The 17,718-nt window shown below is 23.4% G+C and carries 17 protein-coding genes and 4 tRNA genes; 9 read left to right on the top strand and 12 right to left on the bottom strand.

Annotated features, from left to right (window positions below; all coding sequences use genetic code 11):
• Window positions 1-8: 8 nt before the first annotated feature.
• Entirely contained in the window at window positions 9-863 is an 855-nt protein-coding gene (dapF, locus tag AB4W67_RS02895) for a diaminopimelate epimerase (RefSeq protein WP_367682525.1), read from the bottom strand.
• Window positions 864-978: 115 nt separating this feature from the next.
• On the opposite strand from dapF, the gene cyaY reads away from it, so the two are divergent.
• The 4 genes from cyaY (at window position 979) to AB4W67_RS02915 (ending at window position 3,098) form a co-directional block, all read left to right on the top strand.
• A complete protein-coding gene (cyaY, locus tag AB4W67_RS02900; protein ID WP_367682526.1) occupies window positions 979-1,329 on the top strand; it encodes an iron donor protein CyaY in 351 nt (116 codons plus the stop codon).
• Between the two features lie 78 nt (window positions 1,330-1,407).
• Window positions 1,408-2,349 (top strand): hydroxymethylbilane synthase, encoded by a 942-nt coding sequence (gene hemC / locus AB4W67_RS02905; protein WP_367682527.1) that lies wholly within the window; start codon window positions 1,408-1,410, stop codon window positions 2,347-2,349.
• 3 nt (window positions 2,350-2,352) lie between these two features.
• On the top strand, window positions 2,353-2,694 hold the full coding sequence (locus tag AB4W67_RS02910) for a uroporphyrinogen-III synthase (RefSeq protein ID WP_367682528.1): 342 nt from the start codon (window positions 2,353-2,355) through the stop codon (window positions 2,692-2,694).
• Window positions 2,695-2,699: 5 nt separating this feature from the next.
• Window positions 2,700-3,098 carry a uroporphyrinogen-III synthase gene (locus AB4W67_RS02915; protein ID WP_367682813.1) on the top strand — a complete coding sequence of 133 codons (399 nt, stop codon included), beginning with the start codon at window positions 2,700-2,702 and terminating at the stop codon, window positions 3,096-3,098.
• Between the two features lie 7 nt (window positions 3,099-3,105).
• Here the strand turns inward: AB4W67_RS02915 and AB4W67_RS02920 are convergent.
• The 9 genes from AB4W67_RS02920 to AB4W67_RS02960 form a co-directional block, all read right to left on the bottom strand.
• Window positions 3,106-3,179: transfer RNA gene (locus tag AB4W67_RS02920), tRNA-Pro, on the bottom strand.
• 13 nt (window positions 3,180-3,192) lie between these two features.
• Window positions 3,193-3,265: transfer RNA gene (locus AB4W67_RS02925), tRNA-His, on the bottom strand.
• A 35-nt stretch (window positions 3,266-3,300) separates the two neighbouring features.
• Window positions 3,301-3,374 (bottom strand) — tRNA-Arg (locus AB4W67_RS02930).
• Window positions 3,375-3,497: 123 nt separating this feature from the next.
• Complete coding sequence (rho, locus tag AB4W67_RS02935) at window positions 3,498-4,757, bottom strand: transcription termination factor Rho (RefSeq protein ID WP_367682529.1); 1,260 nt, start codon at window positions 4,755-4,757, stop codon at window positions 3,498-3,500.
• An 89-nt stretch (window positions 4,758-4,846) separates the two neighbouring features.
• Window positions 4,847-5,173: a thioredoxin TrxA gene (trxA, locus tag AB4W67_RS02940; protein WP_367682530.1), complete on the bottom strand. Its 327-nt coding sequence runs from the start codon at window positions 5,171-5,173 to the stop codon at window positions 4,847-4,849.
• A 139-nt stretch (window positions 5,174-5,312) separates the two neighbouring features.
• Complete coding sequence (locus tag AB4W67_RS02945; RefSeq protein WP_367682531.1) at window positions 5,313-7,322, bottom strand: UvrD-helicase domain-containing protein; 2,010 nt, start codon at window positions 7,320-7,322, stop codon at window positions 5,313-5,315.
• Between the two features lie 75 nt (window positions 7,323-7,397).
• On the bottom strand, window positions 7,398-8,864 hold the full coding sequence (ilvC, locus tag AB4W67_RS02950) for a ketol-acid reductoisomerase (RefSeq protein WP_367682532.1): 1,467 nt from the start codon (window positions 8,862-8,864) through the stop codon (window positions 7,398-7,400).
• Window positions 8,865-8,903: 39 nt separating this feature from the next.
• A complete protein-coding gene (ilvD, locus tag AB4W67_RS02955) occupies window positions 8,904-10,766 on the bottom strand; it encodes a dihydroxy-acid dehydratase (protein ID WP_367682533.1) in 1,863 nt (620 codons plus the stop codon).
• A gap of 123 nt (window positions 10,767-10,889) precedes the next feature.
• Window positions 10,890-10,965 (bottom strand) — tRNA-Trp (locus AB4W67_RS02960).
• A 176-nt stretch (window positions 10,966-11,141) separates the two neighbouring features.
• Here AB4W67_RS02960 and AB4W67_RS02965 point away from each other — a divergent pair.
• From AB4W67_RS02965 to fdx, 5 genes are all read left to right on the top strand, one after another.
• Window positions 11,142-12,356: an IscS subfamily cysteine desulfurase gene (locus tag AB4W67_RS02965; RefSeq protein ID WP_367682534.1), complete on the top strand. Its 1,215-nt coding sequence runs from the start codon at window positions 11,142-11,144 to the stop codon at window positions 12,354-12,356.
• Between the two features lie 34 nt (window positions 12,357-12,390).
• Window positions 12,391-12,777, top strand: a complete 387-nt coding sequence (gene iscU, locus AB4W67_RS02970; RefSeq protein WP_367682535.1) for a Fe-S cluster assembly scaffold IscU — start codon at window positions 12,391-12,393, stop codon at window positions 12,775-12,777.
• A gap of 82 nt (window positions 12,778-12,859) precedes the next feature.
• On the top strand, window positions 12,860-13,357 hold the full coding sequence (gene hscB / locus AB4W67_RS02975; RefSeq protein WP_367682536.1) for a Fe-S protein assembly co-chaperone HscB: 498 nt from the start codon (window positions 12,860-12,862) through the stop codon (window positions 13,355-13,357).
• Between the two features lie 38 nt (window positions 13,358-13,395).
• Window positions 13,396-15,228, top strand: a complete 1,833-nt coding sequence (gene hscA, locus AB4W67_RS02980; RefSeq protein ID WP_367682537.1) for a Fe-S protein assembly chaperone HscA — start codon at window positions 13,396-13,398, stop codon at window positions 15,226-15,228.
• Window positions 15,229-15,561, top strand: coding sequence for an ISC system 2Fe-2S type ferredoxin (gene fdx, locus AB4W67_RS02985; protein WP_367682538.1), 333 nt, complete (start codon window positions 15,229-15,231; stop codon window positions 15,559-15,561).
• 7 nt (window positions 15,562-15,568) lie between these two features.
• On the opposite strand, the gene der is transcribed toward fdx, so the two are convergent.
• Window positions 15,569-16,909 carry a ribosome biogenesis GTPase Der gene (gene der, locus AB4W67_RS02990; RefSeq protein ID WP_367682539.1) on the bottom strand — a complete coding sequence of 447 codons (1,341 nt, stop codon included), beginning with the start codon at window positions 16,907-16,909 and terminating at the stop codon, window positions 15,569-15,571.
• Between the two features lie 37 nt (window positions 16,910-16,946).
• A complete protein-coding gene (locus AB4W67_RS02995; protein WP_367682540.1) occupies window positions 16,947-17,546 on the bottom strand; it encodes a YfgM family protein in 600 nt (199 codons plus the stop codon).
• Between the last annotated feature and the right edge of the window lie 172 nt (window positions 17,547-17,718).

The raw sequence follows: 17,718 nt of genomic DNA on the forward strand, positions 1-17,718 counted from the left end.
TAGAATTATTATATATATATATAACCTTCATAAATATGATTTGCAGATCCTGTCATATATAAAGGATATCCAAAACCTTTCCATGTAATTAATAAATTTCCACCTGGTAATTGAACTTGAACATTTTTATCAAGTATTTTTTTTACGATACCAACTGCTACTGAAGCACATGCTCCAGTACCGCAAGCATTAGTTTCTCCTTCATTACGTTCATATACTCTTAATTTAATATAATTTTTATTTAAAATTTGCATAAAGTTAACGTTAATACCTTCAGGAAAAATAAATTTTTTCTCTATAATTTGACTAATAATTTTAACAGGTGCATATTTTATAGATTCTACTTTAATGACGCAATGTGGGTTACCCATAGAAACTAAACTACATAATAAATTATTATTAATTATTTTTACGGAAAAATTATTAATTTTAAATTTTTTTGAACTAGTTATTTCATTCAATGAAAAGTTAGGTTCATTCATGTTAACTTGAATAATTGTATCTGAAATAAAATTAATTGTTATATTTTTTTTTCTAGTACTAAGATGAATTTTTTTTTTGTGTGTTAAATTATTTAATATAAGAAATAAACCCACACAACGTGCTCCATTTCCACATTGTTCTACTTCATTTCCATTTGAATTAAATACTCTATAATTAAAGTCGAACTGAGGATTGTTTGATTTTTCAATTAATAACAATTGATCAAAACCAATACCAGTATTACGATTTGATAGCTCTTTAATTTTATTTGAAGAAATAGAAAAATTTTGTGTAATATTTTGAATTACCATAAAATCATTTCCTAAACCATGCATTTTAGAGAAATGAATTTTTTTTTTATTTTTTTTATTTAAATACATTTATAATCCTGATAATTACAAGTTTTTATAGAAAATTCTTTAAAAATTCAATAAAATTAAAAAAATTTTATTTTTTAAAAAAAATAATTAAATTTATCAATTATGGAAAATATTAATGGAAAATAAAATAATTTTTAACAAAAAAAATAATTTTTATAAATTAATAGATGAATTATTTTTAAAGATAGAAGATAATTTAAATTTATATATTAATACAATTGATTTTGATTATGAAATACAAAACTATGTAATGAATATTACTTTTTTTGATAATAGTGTAATTATAATTAATAAACAAGAATTCTTAAAACAAATTTGGTTAGCTACAAAATTTAATGCTTATCATTTTAATTATAATGTAGGAAAATGGATTTGCAATCGAAGCAATAAAGATTTTTGGGAAATATTTCAAGAATCTTTTTCTAGACAATCTAATAAAAAAGAATTGATATTTTATCATACTTAAATATTTTAAATAAAATCAATATATATTACATAATAATATTTATGTAAAAAAATCTCTTATAATACTATGAATAGTAATATGAAAAAAAAAATATTAAGAATTGCTACTAGAAAAAGTCCTTTAGCTTTAGAACAGACTAAATATGTTAAAAAAAAAATATTATCTTTATATCCAAATTTAAATATAAAATTAGTACCTATAGTTACTCATGGAGATAATATTTTAAATAAATCTTTATCTAAAATTAGCGGAAAAGGGCTTTTTATAAAAGAGTTGGAATTTGCTCTTCTTGAAAATCGAGCAGATATTGCAATACATTCAATGAAGGATCTTCCTGTTCATATTACAAAAGAATTATGTTTAGTTAGTATATGTAAGAGAGGAAATCCATTAGATTCACTAGTTTCTAATAATTACAAAACTATTAATCAATTACCTAAAGGAGCAATAATTGGAACATCTAGTTTAAGAAGACAATGTCAATTGATTACCTATCGTCCAGATTTAATAGTTTCACCATTACGAGGTAATATAGAAACTAGAATAGCTAAATTAGATTCAGGTCAATATGACGCAATTATTTTAGCAACTGAGGGATTAAATAGATTAAGTTTAAAACATCGAATTTCTCAAATTATTCCAGCTGAATTATCTCTTCCTTCATGTGGACAAGGTGCTATTGGTATACAATCAAGATTACATGATAAAAAAATATTATTTCATTTATCACGTTTAAATCATTTTAATACTTATGCTGAAATAAATGCAGAACGTGCATTTTGTAAAACTTTGGAAGCTGGTTGCCAAATCCCAATTGGGAGTTATGCTATTCTTAAAAAGAATAAAATTTGGCTTAGAGGTTTAGTAGGTTCTCCAGATGGAAATACAATATTAAAAGGTGAAAGAATAGGATGGTATTACAATGGTGAAGAAATGGGATATTCTTTAGCTAACGAGCTACTTAGTAATGGAGCACGTAAAATTCTTGATAATATGTATATTCAAAAAATTAAATTATAAAATATGAAAATATTAGTTATTCGACCTTCTCCAGAAGGTGAAGAGTTAGTAAATATGTTAAAATATATAGGTATTTTATCTTGGAATTTTTCTTGTTTTAATTTTTTTCCTAGTATTAGCCCCTTAAGTCTATCACATAAAATTTATGAATTATATAAATCAAATATAATTATTATATCTTCTAAAAGGTCTGTATATTATACAAATTTATATTTAAATCAAAATAATTTATGTTGGCCTTTATTTCCAGATTACTATTCTATTGGAAAAAGTACAGCTATGTTTCTTAAAAAATATATTAAAAAAAAATTTTTATTCCAAAAGAAGAAAACAGTGAAAATTTAATAAAAATTTTATATAAAAATAATATTAGTAGATCTAAAATTATTTTATTAAAAGGAGAAAATGGACGACAATTAATAGAAAAAAAATTATTAAAAGACAGTTTTAATATATCTATTATTGAATGTTATAAAAAAAAATTTAAAAAAATAAGTAATCATTTTGAAATTAACAAATGGAGATCTTTAAAAATAGATACTCTAGTAGTTACTAGTGGTTCAATTTTAAAAAAATTAAATGAAAAAGTTAATGTATCAAATAAACATGAATGGCTATTCAAATGTAAATTATTTGTTGTAGGAAAAAGATTAAAAAAAATAGCTCAAAAAATAGGTTGGAAAGATATTATTATTTCAAATTATGCTAATAATAGAAATCTATTAAAAATTATTAAAAAATATAATTAAATTTTATTCGGCGAAAGAGGATTTGAACCTCTGACCTACTGGTCCCAAACCAGTTGCGCTACCAAGCTGCGCTATTCGCCGTATTTAATTTTTGGGTGGCTAATGGGATTCGAACCCATGACCACTGGAATCACAATCCAGCACTCTACCAACTGAGCTATAGCCACCAAAACAAAAAATATATAAAATATTAAAAATAAAGTGCGCTCGGCAGGATTTGAACCTGATACCTCTATCTTCGGAAGATAGTGCTCTATCCAAATGAGCTACGAGCGCATTTATAAAATAATAAATTAGATTTTATGATTAATCCTTAATATTGTCCAGCTTTTTTTATAATATTTTTAATTTTAAAAAAAATAAAAAAATAATACTTTTAACTTTAGATTAATATTATATTTATGAGCGCTTCATCATGTCAAAAAATTCATTATTAGTTTTTGTCATAGATAGTTTATTTAATAAAAATTCCATTGCATCTATCTCGCTCATAGGATGAATAATTTTTCTTAATATCCACATTTTTTGAAGTTCATCTGGAAGAGTTAGTAATTCTTCTTTTCTAGTACCAGATCTATTATAATCAATAGCTGGAAAAACACGTTTTTCTGCTATTTTTCTAGACAATGGTAATTCCATATTTCCTGTACCTTTAAATTCTTCATAAATTACTTCATCCATTTTTGATCCTGTATCAACTAGAGCAGTTGCAATGATTGTTAAACTACCACCCTCTTCTACATTTCTTGCAGCACCAAAAAATCGTTTAGGTCTATGTAACGCATTAGCATCAACTCCTCCAGTTAAAACTTTCCCAGAAGCTGGTACTACAGTATTATAAGCACGTGCTAATCGAGTAATTGAATCAAGCAATATAATTACATCTTTTTTATGTTCTACTAATCTCTTTGCTTTTTCAATAACCATTTCTGCAACTTGTACATGTCTTGATGCAGGTTCATCAAAAGTAGATGCAACAACTTCACCTTTTACTAATCTCTGCATTTCAGTAACTTCTTCTGGTCTTTCATCAATTAACAAAACCATTAATACACAATCTGGATGGTTATAAGCTATACTTTGAGCAATATTCTGTAATAAAATTGTTTTTCCTGCTTTAGGGGGCGCTACTATTAAACCTCTTTGACCTCTTCCTATAGGTGAAGCAAGATCTAATACCCTTGTAGTTAAATCTTCCGTTGAACCATTCCCCCTTTCCATTCTTAAACGAGAATTTGCATGCAAAGGTGTTAAATTTTCAAATAAAATTTTACTTCTTGCATTTTCAGGTTTATCATAATTTACTTCATTTACTTTTAATAAAGCAAAATATCTTTCACCTTCTTTTGGTGGTCTTATTTTTCCAGAAATAGTATCACCAGTTCTTAAATTAAATCTACGAATTTGACTAGGTGATACATATATATCATCGGGCCCAGCTAAATAAGAACTATCAGCAGATCGAAGAAAACCGAATCCATCTTGTAATATTTCTAAAACTCCATCGCCGAAAATATCTTCTCCACTTTTTGAATGTTGTTTAAGGATTGCAAAAATAATATCTTGTTTACGCATACGCGCTAAATTTTCCAACCCCATTTTTTCACCAAGAATAATTAATTCAGAAACGGGCATATTTTTAAGTGCGGTAAGATTCATAATGGTGGGTTCTTAGTAAAATCAGAGTGAATCTTGAAATGATAATATTGATATAACATATATTTTAAATTAATATTTTTATAAAAAGTTTATTTTATATTTTCATCTAAAAATTTTTTTAATTCTAATTTAGAAATAGCACCAATTTTTGTCGCTACAACGTGGCTATTATGAAATAATAATAATGCAGGAATACCTCTAATAGAATATATAGGTGCAGTTTTTGGATTTTTTTCAATATTTAATTTAGTTACTTTTACTTTTTTAGCATATTCATCTGCTATCTCTTCTAAAATAGGAGCTAACATTTTACATGGATTACACCATTCAGCCCAAAAATCAACTAATATAAATTTCTTTGAGTTTAATACTTTTTCTTCAAAATTATGATCGGTTAATTCAATTATATTATTCATTTTTTATTTACTCTATAAAGGGAGAAATTTAAAAAATTTTATTTAAATTTTTATATTAATACAATCTGTAATATTATCATTTTTATAGATTGATTTAAACTAAAATTATAGAATTTTAATTGTTTATAATTTTAAATAGTTATTTTTTTTTAATAATATTTTTCAAAATATTTATTTTTTTTACATTATTTATTTTATTTTTGAGAGTATCAGTTAAGACAATGTTCTGATCCCAATGTAAATCTTCTTTAGGTAGTTCAAATAAAAATCTACTAGGAATATTATACAATTTTTGACCATATTGTATTTTTGTTTGACAATATGTTAAAAATAACTGTTTTTTTGCCCTAGTCATTCCTACATATGCTAATCTTCTTTCTTCTTCTATATTATTTTCATTGATACTTTTTACATTAGGAAACGTTCCTTCACTCATACCAATAATAAAAACAGAAGAAAACTCTAAACCTTTAGATGCATGTAAAGTCATTAATTGGACTTTATTTAAATCTTCAGATTTTTTTTCATTGTTTATAATATCACGAAGTGTCATTTTTGTAACAATATCTAATAAATTTAAAGGTTCTTCAAAATTACTTCCTTTTAATAAATTTTTTATCCAATCTGATAAAGTATTAATATTTTTAATACTTTTTTTTATTTTTTCAGATTCTTTTAAATGTTTTTTTAACCATGATTTATATTTAATATCATGAATAATAATATTTAAAATATTTATAGGTTCTGAAATAGATAAATTAGTCATTTTTTGAACCCATAAAGTAAATTTTTTTATTTTATTTATTGTAGAATTTCTTAAGACTGTTTTTATTTTTGGATTATCAACAGCTTTAAAAAAACTAATATTTCTTTCAATAGAAAATTTTTCTATTTTATTAATTGTAGTAACACCTATTTTTCTATGAGGAGTATTTACTATTCTTAAAAATGCGTAATTATCATTATGATTGGTAATTAAACGAAGATAACTTAAAAGATCTTTGATTTCTGGATGTGAAAAAAATGATGTATTATTAGAAATATTATAAGGAATATTTCGTTTTAGAAATATTTTTTCTAGTATTTGAGATTGATAGTTTCCTCGGTATAGTATAGCATAATTTTTATATTTTATTTTTTCTTGAGTACATTGAAAAATAATTTTTTGTGCAATTTTTTCTGCTTCAGCTTCTTCATTCTCTCCAATAATAATTTTGATTTTATTTCCATATTTTAATTTAGAAAATAATTTTTTTTTTAAATAACTTGAATTATACGAAATAAGTTTATTTGCAGCTTTAAGTATTCTACCATATGAACGATAATTTTGCTCCATTTTTATAATTTTTAAATGAGGAAAATCTTTTTTTAATAAAAGAAGATTTTGCGGTTTAGCACCTCTCCAAGAATATATTGACTGATCATCGTCTCCTACTAATGTAAAATTTGAATTTTTATTTGTAATTTCTTTGATCATTTCGTATTGACTATAACTAGTGTCTTGATATTCATCAATTAATAAATAAGTAATTTTTTTTTGCCATCGATCTTTTATAGTTTTATTATTTTTAAATAATAAAGTAGGGATACAAATTAAATCATCAAAATCTAATATATTTGATTTTTGTAAATGAACAGTATATTTTTTATAAAAATATGCAAAATCTTTTTCTTGATTAGATTTAGCTAATAATTGAACTTCCTTAGGAGTATAAAATTGATTTTTCCATAAAGAAATCATAAAAAGCAATGTTTTTAATGATTTAATATCATATTTAATATCACTAGTAATTTTTTTTAATAATATAATTTGATCTTTTTCATCAAATAAAGAAAAATTAGAATTTAATTCCAAATATTTTATTTCTTTTTTAATGATTTTTAAACCAAATGAATGAAATGTTGAAATAATAATTTGTTTTATTTGACAAATATTTAAATTTTCTAAAAGACGAGTTTTTATTTCATGAGCAGCTTTATTAGTAAAAGTTAAAGCAATAATATTACTAGGTTTATATTTGCAATATTTTATTAAATAAATTATTTTATTAATAATAACTTTTGTTTTTCCTGAACCCGCCCCTGCTAATATTAAACAGGGACCATTAATGAGTTGTACTGCATTTTTTTGAATATAATTAAGAGACATAAAATAGTAATATTGATTAGTTAATTAGAATGATTTAAAAATTTGAATAAAATTAATAAGAATAAACAATATATTTTAATTAAATGTACTTTTCATATTTTTCATATAATTTCTTAATTTATGTCCAATTACTTCAATTGGATGATTTCGGATTTGATCATTAATTTTGGATAAGTTTACATTATCTATTGATATATCAGATATTTTTGATCCTAAATCAGATTTTTCAAGTCTCATTATAAAATTTTTAAGAATAGGGTATGCTGTATCAGAAAAAAGATAGCTTCCATATTCTGCTGTATCTGAAATAACCATATTCATTTCATATAATTTTTTTCTTGCAATTGTATTAGCAATTAATGGTAACTCATGAAGTGATTCATAATAAGCTGATTCACTTTTAATACCTGTTTCTAGCATTGTTTCAAAAGCTAATTCAATACCTGCTTTTAATATCGCTACCATTAATGTTCCATGATCATAATATTCTTGTTCTAGTATATTTTTAAAATATAATGGAGCTTTTTCAAAAGGTTTTGATTTAATATTATGACGCCAATTTATTAGTTTTAAATCATTATTATTCCAGTCATTTATCATTTCTTTAGAAAATTCACCAGAAATGATATTATCCATATGTTTTTTAAATAATGGTGATAATTCTATTTTTATTTTTTCAGATAATTGACATGCTCTAATTTTAGATGTATTAGACAGTCTATCCATCATTAACGTAATACCTCCATGTTTTAAAGATTTAGTAATTATTTCCCATCCATATTGTATAAATTTTCCTGAATATCCAGGGTCATTTTTATCTTGAATCATTTTTTCATAAAATATTAATGAAGCTGTTTGTAATAAACCACATAAAATAGTTTGTTCTCCCATTAAATCAGATTTTACTTCTGCTATAAATGATGATTCTAAAACTCCAGCACGATGACCTCCGGTAGAAAAAGCCCATGCTTTAGCAAATTCTAATCCAATATTATTAGGATCATTTTCAGGATGAACTGCAATCAATGTTGGAACACCAAAACCTTTTTGAAATTCTTCTCGTACTTCAGTTCCAGGACATTTTGGAGCCATCATAATTACTGTTATATCTTTTCTTATTTTTTCTCCGCATTCTACAATATTAAAACCATGAGAATATCCTAAACATGCATTAGGCTTCATTAATTTTTGAATATCTTTGATTACATTAGAATGTTGTTTATCTGGTGTTAAATTAATTATTAAGTCTGCAGTAGGTATTAAATTTTCATAATTATTTACTGAAAAATGATGTTTTGTAGCGTTGATCCATGATTTGTTTTTTTTTAAAATACTATCATTTTTTAATGCATAAGAAATATTAAGACCTGAGTCCCTCATATTTAAACCTTGGTTTAAACCTTGAGATCCACAACCAATAATAACAATATTTTTATTTTTCAAAATATTATTTTTATTTTTAAATTCTTTTCTCTTCATAAGACGACATTTTTTTAATTCTTTAATTTTTTTTCTAAAACATAGTTTATTAAAATAATTCATTTTATTAATTCCTACTTTTAAAAATTTATTAATTATTAATTATTTATTATATAAATTTTTTAATTTATTTCTGTTCCTTATTGCTCCAGTATCAGCACTTGTTGCAAAAGATGCATAAAATTTTAATGCTAAAGATATTTTTCTTTTTCGATTGAATGGTTTAAATGCTTGTTCACCTTTTAACTTTTCTTGTATAATTCGATTTTTTAGTTCTTTTTTTGTAATATTTAAATGAATACTTTTTTTATAGATATTTATTTGAATATTATCTCCATTTTTCACTAATGCTATCACTCCTTGACTTGCAGCTTCAGGAGAAATATGCCCAATTGATAATCCTGATGTACCACCTGAAAATCGACCATCTGTTATTAATGCACATGTTTTATCTAATTTCATAGATTTTAAATATGTTGTTGGATAAAGCATTTCTTGCATTCCTGGTCCGCCTTTAGGACCTTCATATCGAATTACTATGACATCTCCAGGAATAATTTTTTTATTTAAAATTGCTTTAACAGCATCTTCTTGACTTTCATAAACCTTTGCTACTCCAGAAAAAATATAATTATTTTTATTAATACCAGCAGTTTTTATTATGCAGCCATTTTTTGCTAAATTTCCATATAAAATAGATAAACCTCCTTCTTTACTATATGCATGATCACAAGATCTAATACATCCATTAATACGATCTTTATCTAATGTTTTCCATCTAAAATTTTGTGAAAATGGTTCAATAGTTTTTACTCCACTAGGAGCTGAATAAAACATTTCTATTATATCAGCATTTTTAGTATTTAAAATATCATAGTTCTTTAGTGTTTCTTCTAAAGTTAACTTTAATATATTTTTCGTTTGATTTTTTAATAAATTAAAACGATTTAATTCAGACAAAATACCCATAATTCCACCTGCTCGATGTACATCTTCTATATGATATAATTGTGTACTTGGAGAAACTTTACAAATATGTGGAGTATTTTTAGAAAGAATATCAATATCAGACATATTAAAGTTTATTTTCCCTTCATTAGCTGCAGCTAATAAATGCAATATAGTATTTGTTGATCCTCCCATAGCAATATCTAATCTCATTGCATTTTTGAAAGCATCCCTATTAGCAATATTTCTAGGTAGAACTTTATCATTATTATTTTCATAATAATCTTTTGTAATTTTCACTATGATTTGAGCAGATTTTTTAAATAATTTTTTACGGTTTATATGAGTTGCTAATAACGTTCCATTTCCTGGCAATGCTAATCCAATAGCTTCCATTAAACAATTCATGGAGTTAGCAGTAAACATACCTGAACAAGAACCACATGTAGGACATGATAATTGTTCTATTTTTTTTATAAACTCATTTGATTGTTTAGGATCTCCTCCGTGAGTAATTGCATCGACTAAATCAATTTTTTTTATTTTATCTTCTATTTTTATTTTACCAGCTTCCATTGGTCCGCCTGAAACAAAAACTGAAGGTATATTTAAACGCATCGATGCCATAAACATTGCTGGTGTAATTTTATCACAATTAGAAATACATATCATTGCATCAACACAGTGAGCATTAATGACATATTCTACAGAATCTGCAATTAATTCTCGTGACGGCAAAGAATATAACATTCCTGAATGTCCCATTGCAATACCGTCATCTATTGCGATAGTATTAAATTCTTTTGGAACACCTCCTGATTTATAAATTTCTTTTGAAATTACTTTTCCAACTTTTTGCAAATGAATATGTCCTGGTACAAACTCTGAAAATGAATTTACTATAGCAATAATAGGTTTTTTAAAATCTTCTTCATTCATACCTGTAGCGCGCCATAATGCTCTAGCTCCAGACATATTTCGTCCATGGGTTGTTTTAAAAGAACGATATTTAGGCATTTTAAAAATCTCTTAAATATTTAAAGAATTAACTTTTTAATATATTGTAAAATATATTTCTAGAATATTTTTTATAGGAATAATAATGATTGTTTAAAATTGTTTTATTGAAGAGTAAATTTTTGGCAGGGGTGAAAGGATTTGAACCTCCAACTTTCGGTTTTGGAGACCGATGCTCTACCAATTGAACTACACCCCTAATGATTTTTAAATTTTTTAAAATAACTAATTATATTCTGAATTAATAAAAAAGTCTACTTTCTATTTTAGAAAAAAATCTTATTTTTTAAAAGTAGATATTTTTTTAAAACGAAATATTTATTAAAATGATAGAATATCACTTATTTAATAATATTTATTAAGGTAAATAATTTTATGAAACATCCAATTTATTTAGATTATGCATCAACTACTCCAGTTGATTTTAAAGTTGCAAAAAAAATGATGAATTATCTAACAATAGATGGAATATTTGGAAATTCGGCTTCTCGTTCACATAAATTTGGTTGGGAGGCAGAAGAAATTGTTGATATAGCCCGTAATCAAATTGCAAATTTAATTGGTGCAGATTCACGTGAAATTATATTTACTTCTGGAGCAACTGAATCAAATAATTTAGCTATTAAAGGTATTGCATTATTTTATAAAAAAAAAGGTAATCATATTATTACAAGTAAAACTGAACATAAATCAGTATTAGATACTTGTAGATATTTAGAAAGCGAAGGTTTTTCTATAACTTATTTAAATCCTAAAAATAATGGAATTATTGATTTAAATGATTTAAAAAAAAATATAAGAAAAAATACAATACTTGTTTCTATAATGCATGTTAATAATGAAATTGGAATTATACAAGATATTAATAATATATCTAAAATTTGCAAATCTCACGATATTTTTTTCCATGTTGATGCTACTCAAAGTATAGGTAAAATCAAAGTTGATGTAAAAACATCATTTATAGATTTAATGTCTTTTTCAGCTCATAAATTATATGGTCCAAAAGGTATAGGAGGTTTATATATACGAAGAAAACCCCGCATTCGATTATTAGCTGCTATACATGGGGGCGGGCATGAACGTGGTATGAGATCTGGAACTTTGCCAGTACATCAAATCGTAGGTATGGGAGAAGCATTTCGTATAGCAGAAAAAAAACTAAAAGATGATTTTATTCATTTAAATAATTTGAGAAACGATTTATGGAATGGCATTAAAAATATTGAAGAAGTTTATTTAAATAGTGATTTAAAACAAGGAGCACCACATATTTTAAATGTTAGTTTTAATTATGTTGAAGGTGAATCTTTAATTATGTCGTTAAAAGATTTAGCAATTTCTTCAGGATCAGCATGTACTTCATCTAGTTTAGAACCTTCATATGTATTAAAAGCTTTAGGTATTAAAGATGAATTAGCACATAGTTCTATTCGTTTTTCTATTGGTAGATTTACAACAAAAGAAGAAATTCAATATACAATAAAATTAGTACATCAATCTATTTCTAAACTTCGTGAACTTTCACCATTATGGGAAATGTTTAAATCAGGAGTTGATTTAAACAGTATAGAATGGGATCATAATTAAAAAAATTTTAAATTTAAATAAAAAGGTATTAAAAATGGCTTATAGTAAAAAAGTTATGGATCATTATGAAAATCCTCGCAATGTCGGTTCTTTTTCTAATACTGATACTAATGTAGGAAGTGGTTTAGTAGGTGCACCTGCTTGTGGTGATGTGATGAAGTTACAAATTAAAGTAAACTCAAAAGGAATTATTGAAGATGCTTGTTTTAAAACGTACGGTTGTGGTTCTGCTATTGCTTCTAGTTCACTTGTCACAGAATGGATTAAGGGTAAATCTATAAAAGAAGCAGAATCAATTAAAAATACAAGTATAGTAGAAGAATTGGAATTACCTCCAGTTAAAATTCATTGTTCAATTTTAGCAGAAGATGCTATTAAAGCGGCTATTGCAGATTATAAAAATAAAATGAATAAAGAATAATTTTTTATTGTTTAATGTTGAAAATTTTTTTTCAACATTAAATTTAATTAAATTTTAAATAAAATTGTAATTTAGGTGGTTTATGAACTATTTTGAATTATTCTTATTACCAAAACAATTTCAGATAGATATCAAAATTCTTAATAAAAATTATTACAAATTACAATTAAAATTCCATCCTGATTTATTTATAAATAATTCTAAATATAAACAAAATCAAATTTTAGAAAAATCTATAGAAATTAATAAAGGATATGAAATTTTAAAGAATTCATTAAATAGATCAATATATTTACTTTCTTTAAATGGCATTAACACACAACAAAAAAATTTATTATCTGATAATCCATCTTTTTTAAAAAAATATTTTTTTCTATATGAAGAATTAGAAAGTATAAAAACAAAAAATAATTTAACTATTACTCATATTGATAAGTTTTTAAAAAAAATAAAATATGAAATAAAATATTGTGAAAATAAAATTAACTATGCATTTAATGAAAAAAAATGGAATAAAGTAATTTATAGAATATCTCAATTGAGATTTTTAAATAAGATTTTGATAAATTTAAAAAAATAATTTTTTTGATTTAATTAAATAAATTAGGAAATTTTTATATGGTTTTTTTAAAAGAAAAGTTAAATAAAAAACTAATTTTAGGTATAGATTTTGGAACTACTTATTCTCTGGTATCAACAATAGAAAAAAAACACGCAATATTATTAAATGATGAAAAAAACCGCTATTTATTACCATCTGTTGTACATTGTAAGAAAGATAAATTTTTAGTTGGATGGGAAGCAAAGAAATATATAATTAAAGATCCAATAAATACTATTTTTTCAATAAAAAGATTGATTGGTCGTTCTATTGATTTTATTAAAAAAGAATTCCCTATTTTACCTTATATTATAGAAGAAAATGAAAACCAAGAAATTATTTTTCATACAAAATTAGGAAGGATTAATTCTACACAAGTAGTAAGTAAAATATTACAATCTTTAAAACAAAGAGCTTCCTTTTTATATAAAACAAATATAGATGCAACAGTTATTACTGTTCCAGCATATTTCAATAATATTCAACGATCTTTAATTAAGAAAGCTGCTATTATGGCTAATATTAATTTAATTAGATTATTAAATGAACCAACTTCTGCAGCACTTGCATATGGTTTAGAAACAAATAAAAAGGGTATTATAATTGTATATGATCTTGGAGGTGGTACATTTGATGTTTCTATATTAAAATTAAACCAAGGAATTTTTGAAGTATTAGCGACAAGCGGCGATTCAAATTTAGGCGGTGATGATTTTGACAATCTATTAGCAAAGTATATTTATAAAAAAGCTAATTTATCTAATTATCAATACAATGATTCTCTTCAATCTTTATTATTAACAACAGCGAGAAAAATAAAAACTCAATTAACATATAAGAATATAGTAAAATTTAATATTTTTAATTGGACAGGAGTATTAACACGTTTTGAGTTTAATATAATTATTAAAGATTTAATTAAACAAACTTTATTGATTTGTTCAAATATTTTAAAAGATATTGATTTAGAGATAAAAGATATTAAAGAAGTAATTATGGTAGGTGGATCAACACGAATTCCATTAGTTTACCAAGAAGTTAAAAAATTTTTTAAAATCCGCCCTTTAACTTCTATAGATCCAGATCAAATTGTTGCTATAGGGGCTGCATTACAATGCAATATTTTAACACAAAATAAATTATTATATAATCAACCAATATTATTAGATGTGATACCACTTTCATTAGGTATTGAAGTTATGGGTGGTTTTGTTGAAAAAATTATTCCTCGTAATAGTCACATACCTATTTCTAAAACTAAAGAATTTACAACTTCTAGAGATAATCAAACGGGAATTATTATTCATGTACTTCAAGGAGAAAGAGATCTTGTAAAGAATTGTATTTCACTTTCTCGTTTTGTTTTGAGAAAAATTCCTCTTAAAAAAGCTGGTTTAGTTCGAATTTTAGTTACATTTGAAATTGATACTGATGGTTTAATTAATATAAAAGCAATTGAAAAAGATAGTAATCAAGTTAAAATGATTCAAATTGATAATACTGTATCACAACAGAAAAATTTTTCTAAAATAATTAAAAAATATTCTATTTATTCTAAAAATGATTATTATTGTAGAATAAAATCAGAAAAAAAAGTTGAATCTCAAAATATTTTAAATCTTTTAGAAGATGCTTTAAAAAAAGATAAACATTTAATTAGTAAAGAGGAATTAATAGAAATTAATTTAAATAAAAAAGCATTAATAAAATCTATTAATGAAGATGATTTTTTTTCTATAAAATTAAATTTAAATAACTTAGATAAAGTAACTAAAAATTTTTTTTCATTACGTTTGAAGAATGCACTTTGTTCTTCTTTAAATAAAAATATTTCAGATGAGACTAAATAAATGCCTAAAATTTTTTTTCTACCTCATAAATTTATATTACCAAAAGGCGCTGTATGTCAATGTAAAAAGGGTGAATCTATATTAGATATTGCATTAAATAATAATATTCCATTAGAACATGCATGTGAAAAATCATGTGCTTGTAGTACATGTCATTGTATTATAAAAAAAGGTTTTAACTCTCTTTCAGGTTGGTCTGAAAAAGAAGAAGATGTATTAGATAAGGCATGGGGTTTAAAATCTACTAGTAGATTAAGTTGTCAAGCAATTGTAGGGGATATTGATATTGAAGTAGAAATCCCCTTATATACTAGTAATCATACATCTAGTTAACATATAATTAGATATATGGATTTATTGTTTCTTTAAACTTAATTTTTAATGGTATTCCATGTATATTTAATTCATTGTGAAAAAAATTTTTTAAATATTTTTTATAAGATAATGTTAAATATTTTATCTGATTTCCATGTATAATTATTTTAATCGGGGGTTTTGAACTTCCTAAATGTATATATTTTAATTTAATTCGACGTCTATTTTTTATTAAAGGTGGATGTTTATCTATTGCATTTTTCATAATTTTCATAAGTTTTGAAGTATTTATTTTTTTTTGATAGAATCGATATAAATTTTCAACTAATTTAAATATTTCAAAAATATTTTTACTATTAATTGCAGATATATAATGTATTTTGAAAAAAAAATAATTTTTTAGTTGTATTTTAATTGCTTTTTTAAATTGATTTTTTTCTAAAAAATTTAATAGATCCCATTTATTAATTATTATAATTAATGGTTTTCCAAAATTTTCAATCATATTGATTAGTAATAAATTTTGATTAGATATTTTATTTTGTTCATCTTTTGCATCGATAATTAGTAGTGTTATATCTGTATTTTCAATAGCTTTAAAGGTTTTTATTGTAGATATTTTTTCAATTTTGTTATTCTTTTTTTTTGTAATTCCAGATGTATCGATAAGGATATAATTTTTATTATTATATTTTACAGGTATAGAAATAGTATCTAATGTTGTTCCTGGAAAGTTTGAAGTAATTATTCTATTTTGCATTAATAGTTTATTTATTAAAGTAGATTTCCCAACATTTGGTTTTCCTATACATGAAATTTTAATTTTAATATCATTAATTAATTTTTTTTTTTCAAGTTTTTTAAATTTTAATTTTATCCATGGATTTAAATATTTATTAATCAGATTATTTACTCCTTGGTTGTGACTTGCGGAAATTTTTATATGTTCCTTAATACCAAGTGAGTAAAATTCATTTATTTTTTCAACTTCTTTTGTTTTATCAATTTTATTAATAACTAAAAAGAAATTTTTTTGATATTTTCTTATTTTTTTTAAAATTAAATATTCTTGTGGTAAAATTCCTTCTTTTGCACTAACTAAAAATAAAATTAGATCTGATTCTTTCATAGCTATTAATGTTTGTTGATAAGCTTTTTCTTTTATTTTAGTTTCTTCAAAATCAAATCCAGCGGTATCTATAATAATGCATTTATTATTATTTTCTAAATAAAATAATCCATAATTTCTATCTCGAGTTAGACCTGAATAATTTGAAACTAATGCATGTTTTTTTTTAGTTAAAAGATTAAATAAAGTAGATTTTCCTACATTGGTGCGTCCAATTAATGCAATAATAGGTGACATTTTTTAATATGAACTCTTTATATTATTTTTATTTAAGTTATTTTATGTTAATTTTATTTATTTTCATATTAATAATTTCTTTAGATGTTTGAGATTCTTCAAAATTCTTACTTTTTTCCCATGCTTTTATAGCTAAATTAATATTTTTATTCTTCATAAAAATATCTCCTTTAATATTTTCTACTATATTTTTCCAACAATCATCTTTTATTTCATTAATAATATCCATTGCATCTTTTGTTTGATTTTGTTGTATTTTAATTTTTGACATTCTTAATCTTAAGATGTTTTTTAAATTCTCATCTTTTGTACTTTTTAAGCTGTTTTCTAATTGGTTAAATGCTTTATCTAGATTATTATTCAAAATATATTGCTTAGCTAATAATAAAGATATTAAAGTTCCGTAAATATTTTCATTTTTTATAATAAAATCTTCTGCATTTTTGAAATTTATATTTTTTTTCGTATTTATTTCTTTTATAACATCTTCATATTTAATTATATTTAAATTTTTTGTTTTATTTTTTATTTTTACAATGAAAAATGAAAAAATAAAAAGAAAAATTAAAGACAATACAATAAAAAATATTTTTATTTTAGAATTTGTTTTTTTTATTTTTTTTTTATTTATATGCATTTTATTTATTCCTTAATACTAATAAACTATCTTATTATTTTATTTATATTTTAAAAAAATATTTTAAAAAATAATCATGAATGCAATATTGATTCTTCTTAAAAAAAATTTTTTTAAGTTTTTTTATTAAATAAGTAGTTTTAAATTAAGTTATCCTTTTAAAATACACTAA

It is taken from the genome of Buchnera aphidicola (Protaphis terricola) (assembly GCF_964059145.1).
Lineage (GTDB): Bacteria > Pseudomonadota > Gammaproteobacteria > Enterobacterales > Enterobacteriaceae > Buchnera > Buchnera aphidicola_BP.